The sequence below is a fragment of the Akkermansia sp. N21116 genome, from assembly GCF_029854705.2.
GTDB lineage: Bacteria > Verrucomicrobiota > Verrucomicrobiia > Verrucomicrobiales > Akkermansiaceae > Akkermansia.
This window is the reverse complement of record NZ_CP139035.1, coordinates 1834110-1853771: the sequence shown is the minus strand read 5'-3', so window position 1 is coordinate 1853771 and position 19662 is coordinate 1834110. Positions and strand designations below refer to the sequence as shown.

Sequence of the window (19662 nt, the reverse complement as noted above, 5' to 3'; positions counted from 1 at the left end):
TTTTCAATCTCTCGTCAATAGGAGAAACTCACCCCTGCGTTAAACCGGTGTGCCACGGCCTTGTTCCTTCCTTCAAACTCATAACCTGCGTACACCCTCCAACGATCATTCAACTGGAGAGCACTGGACACATTCACCCTCACGGCGTTTCGGGAGGGAGTCGCACCTTTTGCTTCCCAGTGATAGCCGTTGAGCAGACGTTCTGCAGATGCACTCGGATTTTCCCGGTACACATCGGGCAGGTAACTCACCGCCACGCTGTTAAGCCACTCCCTTCCCATCAGCTCGCTACGACAGGTCATACCCACTCCTACAGGCATGGACAAATTCTTCAAATGTCCTTTTTCAAAACGGCGAGCATCCCACCCCGTTTCCGTAAAAGACTCCTGCGTCACGTCCGTGTATTCCAGTCCGAGTATGAAATCCATCGACACAGCTTCACTCACCCGACGGCTCCATTTCCCATTGAGGGTAGCGCCCAAAGTACGGTTAGTCCATTTTCCGTGAGACCATCCGCCGGTATGGAAAGAATTCATTCTGTTGTCCGTCCAGCCATAGCCTACGGAACCCGTCACGATGAGAGTATTGTTCCTGTCGAGGTTTTTGTTCCATCCTCCATAAAGCATGGCGATTTCGGTTTGCTGGCCGATGTCACCCACAAAGCTACGGCTGTACATTCTACCATAGAGATCGCCGAACCCCAGGCCAAGAATCGTATTCTTCGCTACTCTGCGATCCGCCCCCACGGCATATCCTCCGCCGTTGTAGTCGAATCCGTCCCGGACACCTTCGGAGGCATGGTAAAGAAAATCTCCCACCCCCTTGATCCAATAGTTGTTTTCCGGCCCCGTAGTGAATCTCAGCGTATCCAGGCCCTCAAGAGCAGCTCCCGACATACCGAGGACGTTGGAGGCGGAAGACCACATGGAGTTCATTGCGAGTCCTCCCGCCAATTCGGGCAAAATGTCCCGAATGCCAGGTGTTGGAGGAACGGGAGGAGTTGGATCTACAGGCTCCACCGGATCTACCGGACCGGGAGGGTCCACCGGATCGGGAGGATCTACGCGGTCGGGCGTCCAGACAAGCTGAAGCTGTTCCGGGAAACCGTCCCCGTCCGCATCCAGCCATTGATAACTCCAAACTCCCGTATAAGTATAGGGACTCTCCACATACTCGGAACCAGTAGCCATGGAATAAGTACCGGAAAAATCACCGTCACGAGTCTTGTCCGAATCCGTCAGCACAACGAAGACACGCTCTTGCGCCCAAGAGTTGTCCGCATAAAAGTAATCGGAGGATACGTAGTTATCCAAAATGCCGATGTTACCACCCACCAGGAAGGAATTTGAGGCCGAGATGGACATTCCGTGAGACAACTCCAGGGAAGCGGAGCTTTGGAACTGCCTCTGCATGTCGAAAACAAAGCCTTGAGACATATCCACGTTTTTAGCATTGATGAAAGCGCTGGTTCCCGGACGCAAAACAATGTCCGCATGGGAGACGGTGAAAGAAGCAGCATTGATCGTACTGCCACCGGTGATTTCCAAGGTTCCGTTTTTAAGGACCATGGATGTGTCGTCCCGCAACTCGGAATTACCAAAAACCACGTTATGTTCTAAAATGAGGGTCCCCCCGTAGAGAGTTGTTTGTCCCTTGAAATCACTATAACGGCTCGCGACCAGATGGGAAGAGTCCCCTTGATAGAGTTCCCCGCTGAAAATAACCGTACCGTCTGTTTGGTAAGCGGAGCCGCTGGTGTCTGAGTATTGATTAATGGAAAGGGTGATATTTTCAAGCTCTGTATAATTGGGATAAGACCCCGCACTGGCAGCAGAAGTGACGAGAGGATCATCGAACCGAACCTGCCTTCCTTCAGAAGCGGCAAGTTGCATGTCTTGTTGGCCTCTTATATGAACCGCATTGGCAATACCGTTTTCGACGAAAAAGGTACCATCCGAGTGTTGGGTAAACGTACCTCCAATCTTGTTACCGCTGAAAATGACATCCCGGCTCAGTGCCAGCAACTGACTGGTACTCCCCTCCTTGCTGCTTTGCAGATAAATAGCTCCGCCTCTTGACCAGGCATAATTGCCGGTAAAGACGGCTCCGTCCTGAACAATGAGATTCACAAATCTTCCTGACGCTGCATAAATCGCCCCCCCATAGCCGTAGCTGTCATAACCGGCTCCAGCTGTAGAAAAAATGTAATTCCCGGTAAAGACGGCTCCGGTTCCCAGGACCAATGTTGAGATTTCCGATCGAGAAGCAGAATGCATTGCAATAGCCCCCCCATAACTGTAACGACCATTGACATAATTCCCGGTAAACACAGCGTTGGAACCCAAAGAAAGGCTGTTCTCACCGTATTTTGTACTGTCAGGCATAACGACATAAATAGCACCGCCTGATCCACCATAACCATTGGGAACATAATTACCAACGAATTTCATATTATCCCCGAGACTCACGGTAGAACCGCCAGCGCCGTATACATGAATTGCTCCTCCGTCTTTACCGCTACCGGCATAGTTGCCAGTAAAAACGGCGTTGTTGCCCATAGTCAGCACAGCTTCCTTACTCCCGTATGAATGAACACTAATGGCACCACCGCTACCGGTAGCGTAATTCGATTCGAACGTGGTATTATCACCTACGGCCAATTTGGAAGCTACGTATGAATACAAGGAAATCGCTCCTCCATACTCATTCACGCCAGAACTGTGATTATTCTTGAATGCGACATCGTCGGAAACTTTCAGAGAAACAGTCCCGGAACTGGAGGATTGATCTAAACAATAAATTACTCTGCCCGAAGCATTGGTCAAGACAACGGATTTCATATCGATCATATAGTCACCCCGGGATAGTTTAAACAAAGGAGTATTCCCCAATCCGGTCAGATCTACCTTGCGCGGCGTCTCCGGATCATTCGAACGGAAATTGACGGGAACAGACAAACCGGACACAAGAGAAAAGTCGTCATTATTCAGAATGACTGTGTCTCCTGCGGACAAGGTTCCGGAGGAAACCAATTCCGCCAGTGTTTGGTAGACATTCCGTCCAGGGTTGGAAGCTTGAGAAGCGTCTATGGTATAGTCCGCACCCGAGGAAGAAAAAGACAGGAAGAAGCTCGCCAGCAGGCAGCGTCGCAATTGAAGGGGAAGAATGGGTCTCATGATTTTTGTAATGGATATTAATTCCAGGCAGAACGAAACAGATTTATTTTCGTCGCACAAGACTAAAAACATACATTCCAAATCACCAAATTTTCACATAATAAATCAAAGATTTTTTCGATATATGAAACCACTCGTGAAAAATTGTCTGAATAAATATAAATAATACTTATCAAAGCAAACGAATAAAACAAAAAATCAAGTTTTTGAAATTACAATAATATACTAAAAACGAGTGATCTAATATATTTACGAATCATCTACATATCCAGAAAAAATCAAAAAACGTAAATACACCGGAAATATATTTTTTAATTCCTGGCGATGGAAAAATTACTTAAACAGTTTTTTGAAAGATTCCCATCCGATCATCCCCCCTATTTTACATGTCATTCCGACACATAAAATCGTGTCAATAGCCTGTTTCCCTTAGTCTGTCTCCGAAAAAAGGATTGTGAAAGAAGTCCATTTCCTCTTACGTAAGTAGGAGAGTCATGAAAAGTTTCTTTCTATCTCTCATCCTGCCCCTACTGGCAGTTACCTCGGCAATCGGCACTACCACCACTGGTACGGGAACATCGTCTTCCCCTCTGTCCGTCGTCGTTGACCTTACCCACGGCTATTCCTTCTACACGGGTTTCGGGACCTTTCTGCACCACTACATGAAACCCGGTCAAAACGGTGTCAACAACTGGAGATCTTTCAAAAATTTGCAACTCGACAATGCCAACGTCTTCATCCTCCCGGCTTGTGACGACAAAGTCCCCTACACCGATGACGACAAAGCCATCGTGAAAAAATTCGTCGAAAACGGAGGTGGCCTTGTCATCATGGGGTCCCCCGGCAGCAAACAGCAAAACGCCATAGCCGGCGTCTTCGATGTACAATTCGGCGCCTCCGGCAAAGCACCGCTGAGTTTCACGGCCAATTCCGGACTTTCCGGAGAGATCGAGTCACCCAACGGATTTACTCTCACATTCAGCAAGCCGGAAGAGTGGCAACCTCTCGTTGTCAATGCCGATGGAGTTCCCGTCCTGGCAGAAAAAAAAGTAGGCCATGGGAAAGTCCTGGCCGCATCATCCACTCTCTTCGGCCAACGTTCTCAGAAAAAAGAAGGATCTATCAACAATGAATGGATCAACGGACTTCTCGTCCGGCTGGGTTCAGGCCGCCAAGTCAACCTGGATCAAAAAGTGGATGGAGGAGATCTTGTCCGTACGGACAATTCCCGGCAAGTCGGTTCACTCGTCTATCACTGGAGCGACTATCTGGCCCCCAGCGCAGAAGCTATGATCAAAATGGATACCCGATGCCGTCCGAGTATTGAGAAATTCATGGGTGTTCCACTCTCTCCCGGCATGTCAAGCGAAGTGGGCCTGCTCGCAACGGGAGGAGGAGGGTATTCCAATGGTCGCCATATCGGACTAGCCGTCTTCTGGGGAGGTTTCCCGGAAAGGGAAGATAGCATGATCGAATTTATTACCCATGAAAATGTCCACTCCTGGGTACACCCTCATGCGGAACCTTATTGGAATGAACCCATTGCCACTTATGTCGGAGACCTCGTCATGGGAGATCAGGGATATCCCGAGGAAGCAGCCAAACGCATCGCCAACACTATCAAGCCTGCTCTCGCAGTGGATCCCGAAATGAAATTGTACGATTTGAACGGCAACGGACCGGACAGTGTACCAAAACTGGATCCGGGACAACAACGAGCCGTCAATTGGGGTAAATCCTTCTGGGTCTTTGAGCAGCTCCGCAAGGACAATCCCGACTTCCTCGCCAAATACTTCCAGGCCAAGCGCAAATATGTACCTGCCAAACTGAAACACGGCTATTCTCTGGACGATGCAGTCGCCATCATGAGCATTGCTGCCGGCAAGGACCTCTTCCCCTGGTTTTGCGAACACGGCATGCCCGTAAGCCGGGACAAGGTTCAGTTCCAAACAAACTAATCCCGGAAATCCATCACCCAAAACACACAAGGACCGTTCCTCAACAAACGTCGGAACGGTCCTTGTGTGTTTACGGGCCTTCTCTGAGATGCAAATCTCCTTTTACTGGCTATCTCGGCCCAAACGCGACAATACTAATGATGAGGCCTGCGATGTCCTCCATACCTCCATGCTTCCGTGGCATATTTGGTACGGACAAGCTCGTCAACCTTGTCCTGAAAACCAGGGAAAGGTTCAATTGAGGATAACAGCTTCACATCCAGGGAAAGACGCTCAGCCAACTGCAAATCCCATCCTTCCGGCAAGGTACAATTCTGGATACTCCCCTGATGCAAAACACCGCATTTGGCACGCCTCTGGCCACCTCCTGCAAGTTTGGAACCGTCGGGCAACACCAAATCGCTGGTCACCGGACTGGAAAAACAAGCCCGTCCCCCATCGGGAGCATCTCCATCAAGCAACACGCATTCCACGCCGCAACTCCTCAGTACCCGTGCAAGACCACCGTGGATCCATCGGTACAAAGCAGCACTTTGCGGACGTCCTTCTCGGTCGCAGGAACGCAAAGCAAGGGTAAAAGGAATATCGGCACGATGATCGACAATCCCTCCGCCCGTCCAGCGTCTCACAAAATGAAGTCCGGGATCTGGAAAAATACGGGAAGCTTCTTCTTCACTGTCGAAGAAGCCGTAGGTCACCGTCGGTTCTTTCCATTCATAGACCCGCATGACGGAATATTCATCCCATTCCAGCAGGACCTCGTCGGCCGCCATTGCTTCCTCCCCTGTGCGGGCAACGGGATCGCGCCACAGAAGCAAAAGGTCCACGGGAGGCAAATTAACAGCCTCCCCCGGACCTGAAAATATAGTTCCGCTCAAATGCATCAGTTGGGTTTGGGGATTTCAACCTTCTGGCTGAACGAACGCGTATAACGACGGAAGAAATCCTCCGGTTTGGGAAGGGCGCGGTTTCCCTGGCGCACTTGATCCACAAGAACCATACCTTCATCCGTCACAACCGTCAGATTGATCGTCACACCGATCACCGTACCATAAAGCATTTTGCTGTTGCGACCGCCGACACTTTCGGCATTGATACGATTACCGAAAATCTCAAGCTCGCGGTAAGATCCGCTCTTGGCAACGCCGGTAGCGATGATCGGTACGGGCTGGACTTCAATCCAAGCCGTGCTGTTCTGCTGACCACTTTCCTGGCGGTCCCGGTATTCAACATCGAAAATCAACGTCATTTCGACAATATTTTCCACGAGGAAGTTCATCGGCCTCGCTTCGTCGGCCTGATACCTCCTATAAGCTTGGTACAGATCCGTCTTGCCCAGCAGATCGTCAAAAGTCTTGTACGCAGGCACGAGATTACGGTACAGGGCATACACGGGGAATCCGGGAACGCCCTTCCCTTCTTCGGCATCACGGTTCAGAATCTGGTCACGGTATTCCAGCTTGTATGCCACGCAGTTGACATCGCCCACCGTCTGCCGATGGGAGGCCATTCGGGAATTGTAAACCCGGGCTTCTCCACTCAACATGGCCGCATTGCGATCCATAGCCGTCGTGAAGAAAATCAAACGAGCAGCATTGGAAAACTGAGCTCCCTTGGGACCCATTTTCAGAGATTTGGTACCCAGAGTATCATCTCTCTGCACATCCAGCCACTGATAATTATTACCGGCTCGCACCTGCATGGATTCCAAATCCTGCATCATGGTATCCATAGCCATTCTTGCCTGGCCCGTCGTACGGACATCCTGAATGACCATGCGCCAGATATCAATCCCGCGTGCCGTCAGAGAAACAATCACCACAATCAGGATACTGGTAATGGCCATGGCTGCCATCAGTTCGACCAAAGTAAAACCTCGGCGGACACTCTTGAAAATAATATTTTTCATAGGTTATAGGAGCAAAAAACAATCTTAATACGTTCTTTTCGTCGATGACTTCACAACCATTATCGTCTGAAAACGAGATTCCGGGAAAACACGGGATTCTTCAACTGTCCCCAGTTCATGCCGACCATGCGTTCAGGAGACGGAGAGTTGAGCTGGAAGAACTCGGCGTAATACATCACTTCCGCTCCCCAGGCAGGATAGCGTTTATTGCCCGGCTCATAGACATAATCCTCCGGCTTGTTGATCACTCTCTTGTAGTCATAGGGATTGCTGATAACGCCGGGCTTGGAGTTCAGCATATACTGGAACTGGGTACCGCGTTGATCGACGACAAGCTGTGTCATCCTCACGGCAAATACCGGTCCCACTGTCGCACGGAAGTCTTCCCAACGCAATTTATTGGAAGCAAGCGTACAAGCAGGGATCAAAACCGTATTGGAACCGGGAACACCGACGCCGTTGGCAGCCGGCTGGTAGGTGCCGTCTTCACGGAGGGGCTTGTTCAAATCCCCACGGTAATTGTAAATCAGGATTGTCGTCTCGGGCTTGGACGTAAACAACATCCAATAGAAAGCCTTGTCGAACGCACTGGTGTATTTGTAGCGCGTGGAAATACGAACATTGCTCGCCGCACGCTCGTCGGGACGAACCGTATTCAGTTCCGACGTCAGAGTCTTGACGATACGGTCTGATTCCTGAATGGTCAGCGCAGCCTGGACAGACCTGCGCGCCGGAAAGAACATGGCAACAAAGACGACAAGCAAAACCCCGACGATACCGATTGCTAAAACGGTTTCCGTCAAAGTGAACCCTTTGTGTGATTTCGGCTTCATATGGAAATAATAGTTGAGAGAAGGAGGCGGGAATTTCAAGGTAGTATAATTTCAGTTTTTAACCGTGTCCAATCCGATAATTACTTGAAATCGGCAAACATCTGTTCCGGCGTACGCAACATGCTGATGTTGCCCTTGGGCCATACCACAATACCGGCAGCCGAGGTCGGCAGCTTGGTCTTGGGATTAACGGGATAGGGACGAATGCCAAAGTTGTCGGAACTGGCGTTCTTGTCCGGAGCTCCGCCGATAACCACCAGACGAGTCGGACGGGCAGGCTCCGTCAAACGGCCTTGCGGATCGAATTCGAGATAAAAAATCTCTGAATTACCCTTGTTAGAAATGCGCATATTGTCCGTCAAATCCTTGAATTCCTTGTTATTGCGGAACATGGCATCATTGACGTTTTTCTCCGTCTTCAGGAGAGTACTGTATTTAGGGCTGACAAAAAATCCGCTCGGCAAATACCGACCGCGTCCGGACATCTTCCATTCTCCGTCGTCGATGGAAGTCGCCTGAGTCATACGCATCGGTTCCTTGTACATGACGATCAGATAGTGCAGATTCTTCGTCTTCGGAGAATCGTCGTCCGGATTGCTGACAAGAACCACTCGCGACCATGTCGTCTTGCCGATGGCTTCCAGACGCGCTTCACGCACCGTATCCTGCAGCATCTGAACAGATGCTTCGAGTCCCTGCCCCTGCCCGACATTTTTTAACATGTTGCCTCCAAGAGAAAGCATAATGGCTATGATCGCCACAACGACAATGAGTTCCACCAACGTAAAACCACAACGTGACAAACGGGGGAGATTTTTTTTAGAGAACATAGGGAATAGCAAAAAGGTCAGATTTCATTCATGCTACTAATCCAAGGGCAATCCCGCAATCATTTTTTACGTAAAGTGGCCCCGGAGAATGAAAATTCGTTTTCCGGAGTCCTTCCGGAAGAAGATGGGAAGACGGGGCCTTTCCCTCTGTGACACTATGTCGACAATTCTTGTATTGCAATTACCGGGATTTTCCTTTTTGTTGGGTGCGTGTTCGCAGGAACTCCTCCGGCTGGGGGATGCCCCGCATACCCGTTATTTCTGATCTATCCATCCAACATGAATACCGTTCTGATCATCGGAGCCGGCGGAGTCGGCCATGTCGTCGCCAATAAATGTGCCCAGCTTTCCGACGTCTTCCATGAAATCCATCTGGCATCCAGAACTCTTGCCAAATGCGACGCCATTGCAGAGGACGTCAAGGCTCGCACCGGCCGTGACATCACCACGCACGCCATTGATGCGGACGATGTCGAAGCAACGACAGCCCTTCTTCGGACGGTCAAACCCAAGCTGCTCATCAACGTCGCCCTGCCCTATCAGGACCTGAACCTCATGGAAGCGTGCCTCCAGGCAGGTGTCCACTACATGGACACGGCCAACTATGAACCGCTTGATGTCGCCAAATTCGAATACTCCTGGCAGTGGGCCTACCAGGATCGCTTCCGCGATGCCGGGCTTTACGCCCTGCTCGGTTCCGGTTTCGATCCGGGCGTAACAAATGTCTTCACGGCTTGGGCTCTCAAACACCATTTCGACGAAATCCACACGCTGGATATCATTGATGTCAACGGCGGAGATCATGGACAGGCTTTTGCCACCAACTTCAATCCGGAGATTAATATCCGCGAAGTCACAGCCGAATGCCGCCACTGGGAAAACGGTAATTTCACAACCACCCCTCCGATGAGTCTCCACCAGACATTCTCCTGTCCGGACGGCGTCGGTACTTACGAAATCTACCGTATGTACCATGAGGAAATGGAAAGCCTCGTGAAGCACATCCCCACTATCCGCCGGGCTCAGTTCTGGATGTCCTTTTCTCCGAACTATCTCAAGCATCTTGAGGTCCTGCAGAATGTCGGCATGACCCGTATCGACCCGGTCGTGTACAACGGCGTGGAAATCGTCCCTCTTCAGTTTTTGAAGGCCGTTCTCCCCAATCCGGGAGACCTGGGCAAAACGACGCACGGCAAAACCTGTATCGGCACGGTCATCACCGGTATCAAGGACGGTCAATTCAAAGCCGTTTACATTTACAACATCTGCGACCACGAGGAATGCTTCCGCGAAGTCGGTTCCCAGGCTATTTCCTACACGACCGGAGTACCCGCCGCTATTGGAGCCCGCATGATCCTCGAGGGCAAGTGGGGCGGCAAGGGTGTCTTCAACATGGAACAGAACGATCCCGATCCCTTCATGGAGGAACTCAACCTCCGGGGACTTCCCTGGACTTGCATCGAACTGACGGAGGAACAGGCAAAATCCCTCACCGTCACCAAGTAAAAATTCAACCAACCCCAAAGGAAAAGGGCGTATCCGGGATTTCCGGATACGCCCTTTTGCAAGGTATTTACGGCTTTTAAAAAAGGAATCAAACACCACCCGCCGTGCCAAAGAGACGGACTATTTCCACAAGAATATCGGAAATTTTTTCCAAGGACTGGACGGGAACGTATTCAAAGCGTCCGTGGAAGTTATGTCCGCCGGCACACAGGTTCGGGCAGGGAAGTCCCATGAAGGAAAGCCGGGCTCCGTCCGTACCGCCGCGAATAGGGACAATGGACGCTTCAACGCCAAGATTTATCATAGCCTGCCTGGCATGATCCATCAGGAAGGGATAGGGGGCAACCTTCTCCTTCATATTGTAGTAACTATCCTCAATTTCCGCGGTAAACGCACCTTCGCCATACTTGTCGTTAAGATAAGAGCAAATGGAACGGATGCATTCCTTCCGGGTTTCAAACGAATTGCGGTCATGATCCCGGATGATGTACTCCGCCCGGGCCTGTTCCACCGTACCAGACAGGGCTTCCAAATGAAAAAAGCCTTCGTAACCCTCTGTAAAAGAGGGATTGTCAAACACGGGCAGCATTTGCTGGAATTCCATCGCCATCAACAAGGCATTTTTCATCTTGCCCTTGGCATAGCCGGGATGAATGTTTTTCCCGGAAATCGTTAGATTAACACTGGCGGCATTAAAATTTTCATACTCGATCTCACCCAGCTGACCGCCATCGACCGTATAGGCAAAATCCGCACCAAAACGCTTTACGTCAAAAGCATCAGTACCATGCCCGACCTCTTCATCAGGGGTAAAGGCAATCTTGATTTCGCCGTGAGAGAGTTCCGGGCGGTTCATCAGAGTCTCCACCATAGTCATAATCTCGGCAATGCCCGCTTTATCGTCCGCTCCCAGCAAGGTCGTACCATCCGTGACAATCAAATCCTGTCCCTTGTACTGGAGCATTTCCGGATAATCCACCGGAGAAAGCACAATCCTCTGTGCTTCATTCAGCACAATGTCACCACCGTCGTAGTTCGAAACAATGCGAGCCCGGACATCCTTGCCGGATACGGCGGGAGAAGTATCCATGTGCGCTATAAATCCGATTGAGGGCAGATTCTCAATACCCGCCGAGGCAGGAATCGACGCATAAACGGTACCGGACTCATCAACGGAAACGGTGACAACCCCCAGTTCCTTCAACTCATCCGCAAGCAGGAATGCGAGATTCTTCTGCTTCTCACTACTGGGAATCACTCCTGCATTGGGAACGGATTGCGTATCAATCCGTACATAATTCAAAAAACGCTTTACAACAGAACTCATATCCATGCCTCCCTACACCAAAACCACGGCCATTCCAAGATTTCTCTGCGTAACGCAATCCGGGGTTATCTATCTAGCCTCACCACCGTGGTTCTTCACCCATGCCTCATAAAGATCCGGACGATTCGTACGCGTCCGCTCCAATGACATCGCATGCTTCCATTTTTCAATGGCAGGGTGGTTGCCTCCCAGGAGGATATCCGGCACAGCCATGTCGCGGAACACATTGGGCTTGGTGTAAGCCGGGGCTTCCAAAAGACCGTCTGCAAAAGACTCGTCCACGGGAGAGCGCTCATCACCCAAAGCCCCGGGTATCAGGCGCGCTACAGCGTCAATAACGATCACAGCAGCAATAGCGCCATTGGTTAAAATATAATCGCCGATAGAAAGCTCAATGTCCACCAGTTGCTCGACCACCCGATGATCGACTCCTTCGTAATGACCACAAAGAATAATCAAGTGACCTCCCTCCACGGAAAGCTCTCGGGCAATTCCCTGGTTGAACACCCTGCCCTGCGGCGTCATCAGCACCACACGCGTGTTCGCGCGACGCAATGCTTCAACAGCGGCGAAAATCGGTTCGGGCTTCATCAGCATGCCCTGCCCTCCGCCACACAGGTAATCGTCCGTCTTGCGGTGCTTGTCGGTCGTCCAGTCGCGGATATTGTGCGCCTGGATCTCAATCAGCCCTTTCTGCCGGGCTCGGCCCAGAATACTCTCACCAAGAGGCGCTTCCACCATCTCGGGAAACAGGGTCAGCACATCGATTTGAAGAGATGGTTCAGCCACGGCGGAAAAGGATGATTGGTTAATATTTGAATCGTTGGTTGCCCAGGAAGAATTAACCGCGTTTCTGACCGCGCAGCATCGCCTCGATGAAGGGGTCGAGATTGCCGTCCATCACATCCTGAATATTGCCGGATTCCTCACCCGTGCGTAAATCCTTGACCATCTGGTAGGGCTGGAAGACGTAGGAACGGATCTGGTTTCCCCAGGCAATGTCGCCCTTCTCGCTGTACTGGCGGTCGGCTTCGGAACGCTTGCGATCTTCCTCCAGCTGAATCAGTTTGGCCTTCAACATGTTCATGGCTTCTTCCCTATTGCGAAGCTGGCTGCGTTCGTTCTGGCAGGCAACGATAATGCCCGTCGGAATGTGCGTAATGCGAACGGCGGTTTCCACCTTATTGACATTCTGACCACCCTTGCCGCCGGAACGGTAAGTATCCAGCTTGATGTCGCGGTCAAGAATTTCAATGTTGACCGTGTCGTCAACAATCGGGGTAGCATCCAGCGATGCAAATGAAGTGTGACGCTTACCGGCAGAGTCGAACGGGGAAATACGTACCAGACGGTGAATGCCTCGTTCGTTCTTCAAGTAGCCGTACGCGTAGTCTCCATCGATTTTCAGAGTGACGGAACGGATACCGGCATCGTCTCCATCCGTACTTTCCATCACAGTAACTTCATACCCCCTGCGTTCACACCAGCGCATATACATACGGAGCAACATACTGGCCCAGTCGCAGGCTTCGGTACCACCCGCCCCGGCATGGATCGTGATGTAGGAACCAGCCTGGTCATGTTCTCCGTTGAGCAAAGTCAGCAGTTCGAAATCGGCGAGAGCCTTCTGCCATGCCGCATATTCGCGTACGGCTTCTTCCGTCAGAGAATGATCGTTTTCATCCTCATGGGCAAATTCGATCATGACATCAACGTCGTCCAGTTTGCTTTCCAGCCCCTGGAATGCTTCCAGCCTTCTTTTCAAAGGATTCACCCGAGCCATCAGAGCCCGTGCCGCTTCCGGGTTATCCCAGAAATCGGGAGCGCTCATTTTTTCATCGAGTTCCGCAACCTGTTGTTTAATGCCATCCAAGTCAAAGATAGCTCCCGAGCTCGGAAAGACGACTGCGTAAAGCAGCCGTGTCGAGCGCCGAGAGATCAGCAGCGTGTGGTGTCGTATCCATACGCGGAGGAACCTACCCGATCCCGTTCAGGGAAAAAAGCCCAAAATCCCGGATGACGTGAGGATGCATCCTCTTCAAAAAAACAAGAGCCGGACGGCAGAACTCCAGTCCTCCGTCCGGCATCTCAAAAAACGGACAATCTTCTTTCAGGAAAAAGAAGCGTTCAGTCTTCGAACTCGTGAACAAACAGGCCGCTGCGCAGCTTCGGCTCGAACCACGTCGATTTCGGAGGCATGATCATGCCGGAATCCGCCACGCGGAACAGATCCTCCATCGTCACCGGATACAAAGAAAAAGCTACACGCATTTCCCCAGACTGGCAACGGCGTTCCAATTCCTCCAACCCACGGATACCGCCGATAAAATCGATGCGTTCATCCGTGCGAGGGTCGTCAATACCGAGGATAGGCCGCAATACCAGCTGTTGCAGGATGGCACAGTCCAGGCTCTCGATAGGATCGCTTTCGTCTACCAGTTCCGGTTTGATCTTCAGAGAATACCAGGAACCGTCCAGGTACATGCCGAATTCGTGCTTGGACGACGGAGCATATCCGGAGGGCGATTCCTCGAGGCGAACATCGGCCACATCGGAGAGACGTTCAAGAAAAGCCTCCTTGTCCAGACCGGCAAGATCTTTGACCACACGGTTGTAATCCATGATGAAGAGGTCTTCGTCGCAGAACACCACCGCCATCAGGTAATTGAACTCCTCCTGCCCCGAATAGTCAGGATGACTCTGCCGCCTCTTGGCGGAAACCGCCGCACTGGAAGCCGTCCGGTGGTGACCATCGGCAATATAGAGTTCACCGACTTCTTCAAATCCCCGCCGGATCGCTTCGATCACCGCATCATCATCGACGGGCCACAGAATATGCGTAACCCCGTCTCCGGAAGTAAACTGGTAATCCGGTTTGTGGAATTTGATCCATTCCCGCACGGAAGCGGAAATCCCCTCATGTTTTCGGTAAGCAAGAAAAACGGGTTCCGTCTGGGCCGAACAGGCATCGAAATGGCAAATGCGATCCAATTCCTTCTCGTGGCGGGTCAATTCATGCTTTTTGATCGTTCCGGACAAATATTCGTCCACGGAGGCACAACCGACAATACCTGTCTGCACCCGCCCGTTCATGATCTGGCGGTAGATATAAAAACAGGGCTTGGCATCGCGGACCAAAATACCTTCCCGTACAAAACGCTGCAAATGATCGCGTCCCAAGGCATAGGCTTCCGGAGCATGGATCAGGGACTCGTCTGCCAGATCCACATCCGGGCGGCAGACATGCAAAAACGACGTCGGCCTCCCGGCCGCCATGGCAACAGCCTCACGATGATTCATTACATCGTAGGGCAGGCAGGACACCTGCTCCGCCATATCTGTCGGAGGCCGCAACGCGGCAAAGGGACGTATCGTAGCCATACGCAAATAAATGAAAGGCTTTGCCCGGAATTACAGATGCAGAATGTCCGCAATGGCAGACGTCACTTCCTTCATGTCATCCATAGTCAGTTCACCCATGTGAGCAATACGGAACGTCTTGTCCTTCAAAGCACCATACCCGTTGCCGATTTGCAGGCCGCGTTCTCCGAGAGCCTTGTTCAGGTCACCTACATTGATATCGCGCGTATTGGTAATCACCGTCAATGTATTGGAAAGATAACGGCGGTCCGGGAACACGGAAAAGTACTCGTCAGCCCAGGAACGGGTAAAATCAGCCATAGCCATATGACGAGCCCAGCGGTTTTCCACACCTTCTTTCATGATGCGTTCCAACTGGTAATTCATCGCATACATCAAAGGAAGACTCGGAGTGGACGGGTACTGGTAATCCTTCTTCTGGATAAAATCGTAGAGTTCACGAAGATCGAAATACAAGCCGCGGCACGGCACCTGTGCCGTCCGTTCATACGCCTTGGAGGAAAGAGTGCAAGCCGCCATGCCGGGAGGCAAAGCCAAAGCCTTTTGCGTGGACGTAATCAGAATGTCGATACCAAGTTTGTCGGTATCAATCCGGGTTCCGGCAGCAGAACTCACCGCATCGACACACCAGACCACATCGGGATACTTCTTCATAACTTCCGCGATTTCTTCCACCGGGTTCATGATACCGGTAGCCGTTTCATTGTGCGTCACGCAGATCGTATCGTATTGGCCGGTCGCCAAAGCTTTGTCTACCATCTCGGGAGTCGTGGCCCGGCCAAGTTCGCTCTTGAAAATATCGGCCGGTACGCCATTGGCTACAGCCATCTTGTACCAGCGGTCTCCAAACGCCCCCACTGAAAAAACAGCCGCTTTTTTCGCCGTGCAGGAACGGACGGCGCCTTCCATCAATCCGCTACCAGAGGAAGTGGAAAGAAGAATCTCATTCTCTGTCAGAAAAACCTTGCGAAGTTTGTCGGAAATACCCCTCTGCAGCTCGGAAGCCGCTTTGGAACGATGTCCAATCATAGGGCCGGCAAGGCTAGCCAGCACATCTTCGGCCACTTCGGTAGGTCCGGGGATATATAATTTCTTTCTCATAATGTTGATGGGGTACGGGGATAACACATAGTTACCACACTTTCCGCGTCTTGTCTGCGAAGATGACACAACACAAAAATATTACTGAGTCCGGTCAAAGGGCTTCATCGACAAAAACGAGATATTGCCGATTCAAGAGAAAATCAAATATTTTTAAAAATAAAAAAGAGCCCTCCCCCCACGGGAAAGGCTCTTGGAAAATCATATCCGGCAACCTTAGTGCGCCCTGCAGAATTCTTCAAAGCGGTCAAGACCTTCTTTGAGAATGTCCAGCGTGGTGCAATAGCTAATGCGGAGGCTCTTGTCATTACCGAAGGCAACACCCGGTATGGCAGCCACTTTGTAGCGTTCCAGAAGTTTGTCGCACAGATTCAGGGAGGTCAAACCGATCTTGCTCGTATCAACGAGGAAGTAGAATGCCCCCTGAGGTTCCACGACGCTGATGTTCGGAATGGCCTTCAGGCGTTCATAAACATACTGGCGGCGCATATCATATTCGTCCCGCATGTCGGAGATGAAACTCTGATCGCCCTTCAAGGCAGCAATACCGCCGTACTGGGCGAATGTACAGGCATTGGATGTCGTGTGATCCTGAATCGTTTGAATCGCCTTGGAAATTTCCTTGGGAGCCGCCGTGTAGCCAAGCCGCCAACCGGTCATGGAATATCCCTTGGAAAATCCGTTGACCGTTACCGTCAAGTCATAGATTTCCGGACTAAGGGAAGCAATGCTGACATGCTTGGCATCTCCGTACACGAGGTGCTCGTAAATTTCGTCGGAAAGAATGAGGATGTCTTCGCTGGCGGCAAGTTCGCCAATAGCCTTAAGCTCTTCCTCAGTATAGACGGCCCCCGTCGGATTGGTCGGCGTGTTGACGATCACCATCTTGGTACGGGGAGTCATCGCTTCTTCGAACTGTTCGACCGTCATCTTCCATCCGGTTTCCGGCGTCGTTTCAACAATCACGGGGATGCCGCCGACCATGCGCACCATTTCCGGATAACTCACCCAGTAGGGAGCGGGAATGATCACTTCATCTCCTTCGCTTACCAGAGCGTTAATTGCGTTGAAACAAGCATGCTTGGCTCCGCAGCTGACAACAATCTGCGTGGGCTCGTATGTCAGACCGTTCTCCTTCTGGAGTTTTTCGGAAATGGCTTCGCGAAGAGCGAGGAGGCCCGACGAAGGAGTATACTTGGTCTGGCCGTTGTTCAGGGCATCAATGGCAGCCTGCTTAATAAATTCAGGCGTGTCCATTTCGGGTTCGCCACCTGCCAGTCCATAAACCTCTTCTCCCGCAGCCTTCATGGCTTTGGCACGGTTGGTCACCTTCAAAGTCAGAGAAGGAGTGAGGCTGGCAATGCGGGGGGAAATCATATCCATAAGTCTTAGTGCTTGGTGGTATTCGCCCGTTTGCGGAAAGCGACCCCCGCCCTCCGCCAGGGCGTTGAAAACATACGCCATTCACTCGTCTTCCGCAAGAACAATACTGAAATTTCACAAAGGGAAGCATACGTGCCCCCCGGTTCCCCTTCTATTCGCCTCCGCCAATAAAAACAGGAGCCGTTTCGCACACGGCAAAACGGCTCCATAAATCAATGATTACTTGCAAGAAGGAAAACAATCAGCGAATGGTCACGCGGGGATCGTTCGCCAGAACATCAGCCAATTCGTCCCAACCTTCCTCCGTCTGCAACTGGAACATCTGAAGATACACTGAAGCAACCCCGGCAGGGTATTTTTCAAACAACTGATCCACCGCCTTTTGAAGTTTCTCCTGATCCAACGTATCCGGCAAGACATCCACGACACCATGACCGTTGTGCTCAATGCCAAGAGTGTTCAAGAAATCTACAAGCATGGATTCATGCTTGCGAAGCAGCCACACCTGAAGAAGGTGGTCGCCAATTTCCTCGCTGGGCTTCCAGGAAAGCATTTTTTTCAAGAAAAGGAACTGCTCCTGAAGAGGCTTTTGCTGAATATACTGGGGGCGCAACTTCTTCAGGGCACCCAGTTCACGCACGGCAGCGCGGTAAATGGCGCGTTCCCGATTGCGCATCCAATCCAGAATGTCACTAATCGTTGCTTCGTCTGCCTGCTGGAAAATGTAATAAGCCTTCATCTGTTTGTCGAGTAAGTAGTAAAGGGGTCGTTCGTAATTATCGACATAAACACTAACATCCCCCGCCCTGTCCAGCAAATCTAATGTCACACCCAAAAAACATACAAATCACACATTCCTTCCGGCCTGCATACTTAAGTAACTCATCTTTTTAGGGCAGTAGGTTATTTTGCCCATTTTCACAATCTTGTCGATCAATTTTTTTACAATGCCAGCAAAAAAAAGTCTTGCATCGGTTGGGGTGCTGTGGTTAATTCCTGCCACGCTTCACGCCAGACGCCACTGTAGCTCAGCGGTAGAGCAACGCATTCGTAATGCGTGGGTCGTCAGTTCAATCCTGACCAGTGGCTCCATGAAGTGCAACCCGGTCGTGAGACCGGCGGATACATGCCTCCTTAGCTCAGTTGGTAGAGCAGCTGACTCTTAATCAGTTTGTCCACGGTTCGAACCCGTGAGGGGGTACCATCCGCCGATCCGTAACCATCAACGCCTCCTTAGCTCAGTTGGTAGAGCAGCTGACTCTTAATCAGTTTGTCCACGGTTCGAACCCGTGAGGGGGTACCAGATTTCTCAAATCTCCCTTCGCTCTGTTTCAGACCGAAGGGGGATTTTCTTTAGATAATTCTCATAGGATTGAACAAGACCTACCCAAGGCAACGTTGTCAAACCTTCAGGGCATCAACCTGGCGCGGCAACATCCAGCGGTAATAGTCGGCGATCGCATTGTACACGAAATCAAGCCCCGTTTCCACCGCCATAGGAAGAGGCATGCCTTTGGCCAGGGATGCCGTAATCGCAGCTGAAAGAGTACATCCCGTACCGTGCGTACTTACATCCGAAATCCTGGGATGCTTCCATTCGTAAACACGGCTGTCTTGGCCAACAAGAACGTCGATACATTCTCCTTCCAAATGACCGCCCTTCAACAAAATGGCGCATTTGTAACGGTATGCCATCTCACTGGCGGCATCCTTGAGCTGGTCAGGCTCGGTAATGGGAGAAGACCCCAGCAAGGCCGCCGCCTCATCAAGATTGGGAGTTAAAAGCGTCGCCAAAGGCATCAACTCCGCTTCATACACTTCGATGGCCTCCTGCATCATTAGCGGGCTACCTGCCGTAGCAATCATGACCGGATCAACCACCAGCGGCAACTTCCATTCATACAATTCCGCGGCAAGAACACTGACAATCTGGGGGGAATACAGCATTCCCGTCTTGATCGCCTTCACCGGAAAAGAAGACAGACACAAACGCACCTGGTCGGCCACCATGCTCGTCTCCATTTCTTGGATACCATGCACCTGTCCAGGCACTTCGGATACAACGCAGGTCACTGCCGTCAACGCATGCACCCCCAGGGTGTGCGCCGTTTTGAGATCCGCCTGCAACCCGGCCCCGGCAGAGCAATCGGACCCCGCCACCGTCAGAATAACAGGAGGAGCATCAAGTACGTGCTGAGAATAATTGTCCATACTTTCCTTCTATCATATTTTTCCGGGAATGCATCAAAAAAACAATT

The 19662-nt window shown here is 51.2% G+C and carries 15 protein-coding genes and 3 tRNA genes; 5 read left to right on the top strand and 13 right to left on the bottom strand.

Annotation, left to right across the window (positions count from 1 at the left end):
- Nucleotides 1–14: 14 nt before the first annotated feature.
- Complete coding sequence (locus QET93_RS07175) at nt 15–3176, bottom strand: autotransporter outer membrane beta-barrel domain-containing protein (RefSeq protein ID WP_280132872.1); 3162 nt, start codon at nt 3174–3176, stop codon at nt 15–17.
- 494 nt (nt 3177–3670) lie between these two features.
- Here QET93_RS07175 and QET93_RS07170 point away from each other — a divergent pair, with 494 nt between their 5' ends.
- A complete protein-coding gene (locus tag QET93_RS07170) occupies nt 3671–5134 on the top strand; it encodes a hypothetical protein (RefSeq protein WP_280132873.1) in 1464 nt (487 codons plus the stop codon).
- A gap of 134 nt (nt 5135–5268) precedes the next feature.
- On the opposite strand, the gene QET93_RS07165 is transcribed toward QET93_RS07170, so the two are convergent.
- From QET93_RS07165 to QET93_RS07150, 4 genes are all read right to left on the bottom strand, one after another.
- Nucleotides 5269–5961, bottom strand: coding sequence for a hypothetical protein (locus QET93_RS07165; RefSeq protein WP_280126527.1), 693 nt, complete (start codon nt 5959–5961; stop codon nt 5269–5271).
- Between the two features lie 56 nt (nt 5962–6017).
- Nucleotides 6018–7043 carry a prepilin-type N-terminal cleavage/methylation domain-containing protein gene (locus QET93_RS07160; RefSeq protein ID WP_280126526.1) on the bottom strand — a complete coding sequence of 342 codons (1026 nt, stop codon included), beginning with the start codon at nt 7041–7043 and terminating at the stop codon, nt 6018–6020.
- Nucleotides 7044–7102: 59 nt separating this feature from the next.
- Entirely contained in the window at nt 7103–7876 is a 774-nt protein-coding gene (locus tag QET93_RS07155; protein ID WP_280126525.1) for a prepilin-type N-terminal cleavage/methylation domain-containing protein, read from the bottom strand.
- Between the two features lie 80 nt (nt 7877–7956).
- Entirely contained in the window at nt 7957–8706 is a 750-nt protein-coding gene (locus QET93_RS07150) for a prepilin-type N-terminal cleavage/methylation domain-containing protein (RefSeq protein WP_280132874.1), read from the bottom strand.
- A gap of 279 nt (nt 8707–8985) precedes the next feature.
- Here QET93_RS07150 and QET93_RS07145 point away from each other — a divergent pair, with 279 nt between their 5' ends.
- A complete protein-coding gene (locus QET93_RS07145; RefSeq protein ID WP_280132875.1) occupies nt 8986–10212 on the top strand; it encodes a saccharopine dehydrogenase family protein in 1227 nt (408 codons plus the stop codon).
- An 88-nt stretch (nt 10213–10300) separates the two neighbouring features.
- On the opposite strand, the gene pepT is transcribed toward QET93_RS07145, so the two are convergent.
- The 7 genes from pepT to QET93_RS07110 form a co-directional block, all read right to left on the bottom strand.
- On the bottom strand, nt 10301–11539 hold the full coding sequence (gene pepT, locus QET93_RS07140; RefSeq protein ID WP_345786078.1) for a peptidase T: 1239 nt from the start codon (nt 11537–11539) through the stop codon (nt 10301–10303).
- A gap of 69 nt (nt 11540–11608) precedes the next feature.
- Nucleotides 11609–12328 (bottom strand): tRNA (guanosine(37)-N1)-methyltransferase TrmD, encoded by a 720-nt coding sequence (gene trmD / locus QET93_RS07135; protein ID WP_280126521.1) that lies wholly within the window; start codon nt 12326–12328, stop codon nt 11609–11611.
- Nucleotides 12329–12380: 52 nt separating this feature from the next.
- Nucleotides 12381–13503 (bottom strand): peptide chain release factor 2 gene (prfB, locus tag QET93_RS07130; RefSeq protein ID WP_345783060.1). Its coding sequence is split into 2 segments (ribosomal slippage): nt 12381–13415 and nt 13417–13503, totalling 1122 coding nucleotides; the frame shifts between segments, so codons are not numbered across the junction.
- Nucleotides 13504–13666: 163 nt separating this feature from the next.
- The gene (locus QET93_RS07125; RefSeq protein WP_280126519.1) at nt 13667–14920 is read right to left on the bottom strand and encodes a DUF1015 family protein; all 1254 of its coding nucleotides are present in this window, start codon (nt 14918–14920) and stop codon (nt 13667–13669) included.
- Between the two features lie 30 nt (nt 14921–14950).
- On the bottom strand, nt 14951–16021 hold the full coding sequence (locus QET93_RS07120; RefSeq protein ID WP_280132877.1) for an alanine--glyoxylate aminotransferase family protein: 1071 nt from the start codon (nt 16019–16021) through the stop codon (nt 14951–14953).
- Between the two features lie 216 nt (nt 16022–16237).
- The gene (locus QET93_RS07115; RefSeq protein WP_280132878.1) at nt 16238–17404 is read right to left on the bottom strand and encodes a pyridoxal phosphate-dependent aminotransferase; all 1167 of its coding nucleotides are present in this window, start codon (nt 17402–17404) and stop codon (nt 16238–16240) included.
- Between the two features lie 241 nt (nt 17405–17645).
- Nucleotides 17646–18233, bottom strand: coding sequence for a hypothetical protein (locus tag QET93_RS07110; RefSeq protein ID WP_280126516.1), 588 nt, complete (start codon nt 18231–18233; stop codon nt 17646–17648).
- Nucleotides 18234–18421: 188 nt separating this feature from the next.
- Between QET93_RS07110 and QET93_RS07105 the strand changes: the two genes are divergently transcribed.
- From QET93_RS07105 to QET93_RS07095, 3 genes are all read left to right on the top strand, one after another.
- A tRNA-Thr gene (locus QET93_RS07105) sits at nt 18422–18496 on the top strand.
- A 36-nt stretch (nt 18497–18532) separates the two neighbouring features.
- Nucleotides 18533–18608, top strand: a tRNA-Lys gene (locus QET93_RS07100).
- 23 nt (nt 18609–18631) lie between these two features.
- Nucleotides 18632–18707: transfer RNA gene (locus QET93_RS07095), tRNA-Lys, on the top strand.
- A gap of 98 nt (nt 18708–18805) precedes the next feature.
- Here the strand turns inward: QET93_RS07095 and thiD are convergent.
- The gene (thiD, locus tag QET93_RS07090) at nt 18806–19615 is read right to left on the bottom strand and encodes a bifunctional hydroxymethylpyrimidine kinase/phosphomethylpyrimidine kinase (protein ID WP_280132879.1); all 810 of its coding nucleotides are present in this window, start codon (nt 19613–19615) and stop codon (nt 18806–18808) included.
- Nucleotides 19616–19662 lie beyond the last annotated feature (47 nt).

Excerpts from the sequence above, each read along its gene's own strand:
- QET93_RS07150 (WP_280132874.1), bottom strand. The coding sequence starts at position 8,706 with ATGTTCTCTAAAAAAAATCTCCCCCGTTTGTCACGTTGTGGTTTTACG.
- QET93_RS07125 (WP_280126519.1), bottom strand. The coding sequence starts at position 14,920 with ATGGCTACGATACGTCCCTTTGCCGCGTTGCGGCCTCCGACAGATATG.
- QET93_RS07170 (WP_280132873.1), top strand. The coding sequence starts at position 3,671 with ATGAAAAGTTTCTTTCTATCTCTCATCCTGCCCCTACTGGCAGTTACC.
- QET93_RS07160 (WP_280126526.1), bottom strand. The coding sequence starts at position 7,043 with ATGAAAAATATTATTTTCAAGAGTGTCCGCCGAGGTTTTACTTTGGTC.
- QET93_RS07155 (WP_280126525.1), bottom strand. The coding sequence starts at position 7,876 with ATGAAGCCGAAATCACACAAAGGGTTCACTTTGACGGAAACCGTTTTA.
- QET93_RS07175 (WP_280132872.1), bottom strand. The coding sequence starts at position 3,176 with ATGAGACCCATTCTTCCCCTTCAATTGCGACGCTGCCTGCTGGCGAGC.
- thiD (WP_280132879.1), bottom strand. The coding sequence starts at position 19,615 with ATGGACAATTATTCTCAGCACGTACTTGATGCTCCTCCTGTTATTCTG.
- QET93_RS07120 (WP_280132877.1), bottom strand. The coding sequence starts at position 16,021 with ATGAGAAAGAAATTATATATCCCCGGACCTACCGAAGTGGCCGAAGAT.
- QET93_RS07115 (WP_280132878.1), bottom strand. The coding sequence starts at position 17,404 with ATGGATATGATTTCCCCCCGCATTGCCAGCCTCACTCCTTCTCTGACT.
- pepT (WP_345786078.1), bottom strand. The coding sequence starts at position 11,539 with ATGAGTTCTGTTGTAAAGCGTTTTTTGAATTATGTACGGATTGATACG.
- QET93_RS07145 (WP_280132875.1), top strand. The coding sequence starts at position 8,986 with ATGAATACCGTTCTGATCATCGGAGCCGGCGGAGTCGGCCATGTCGTC.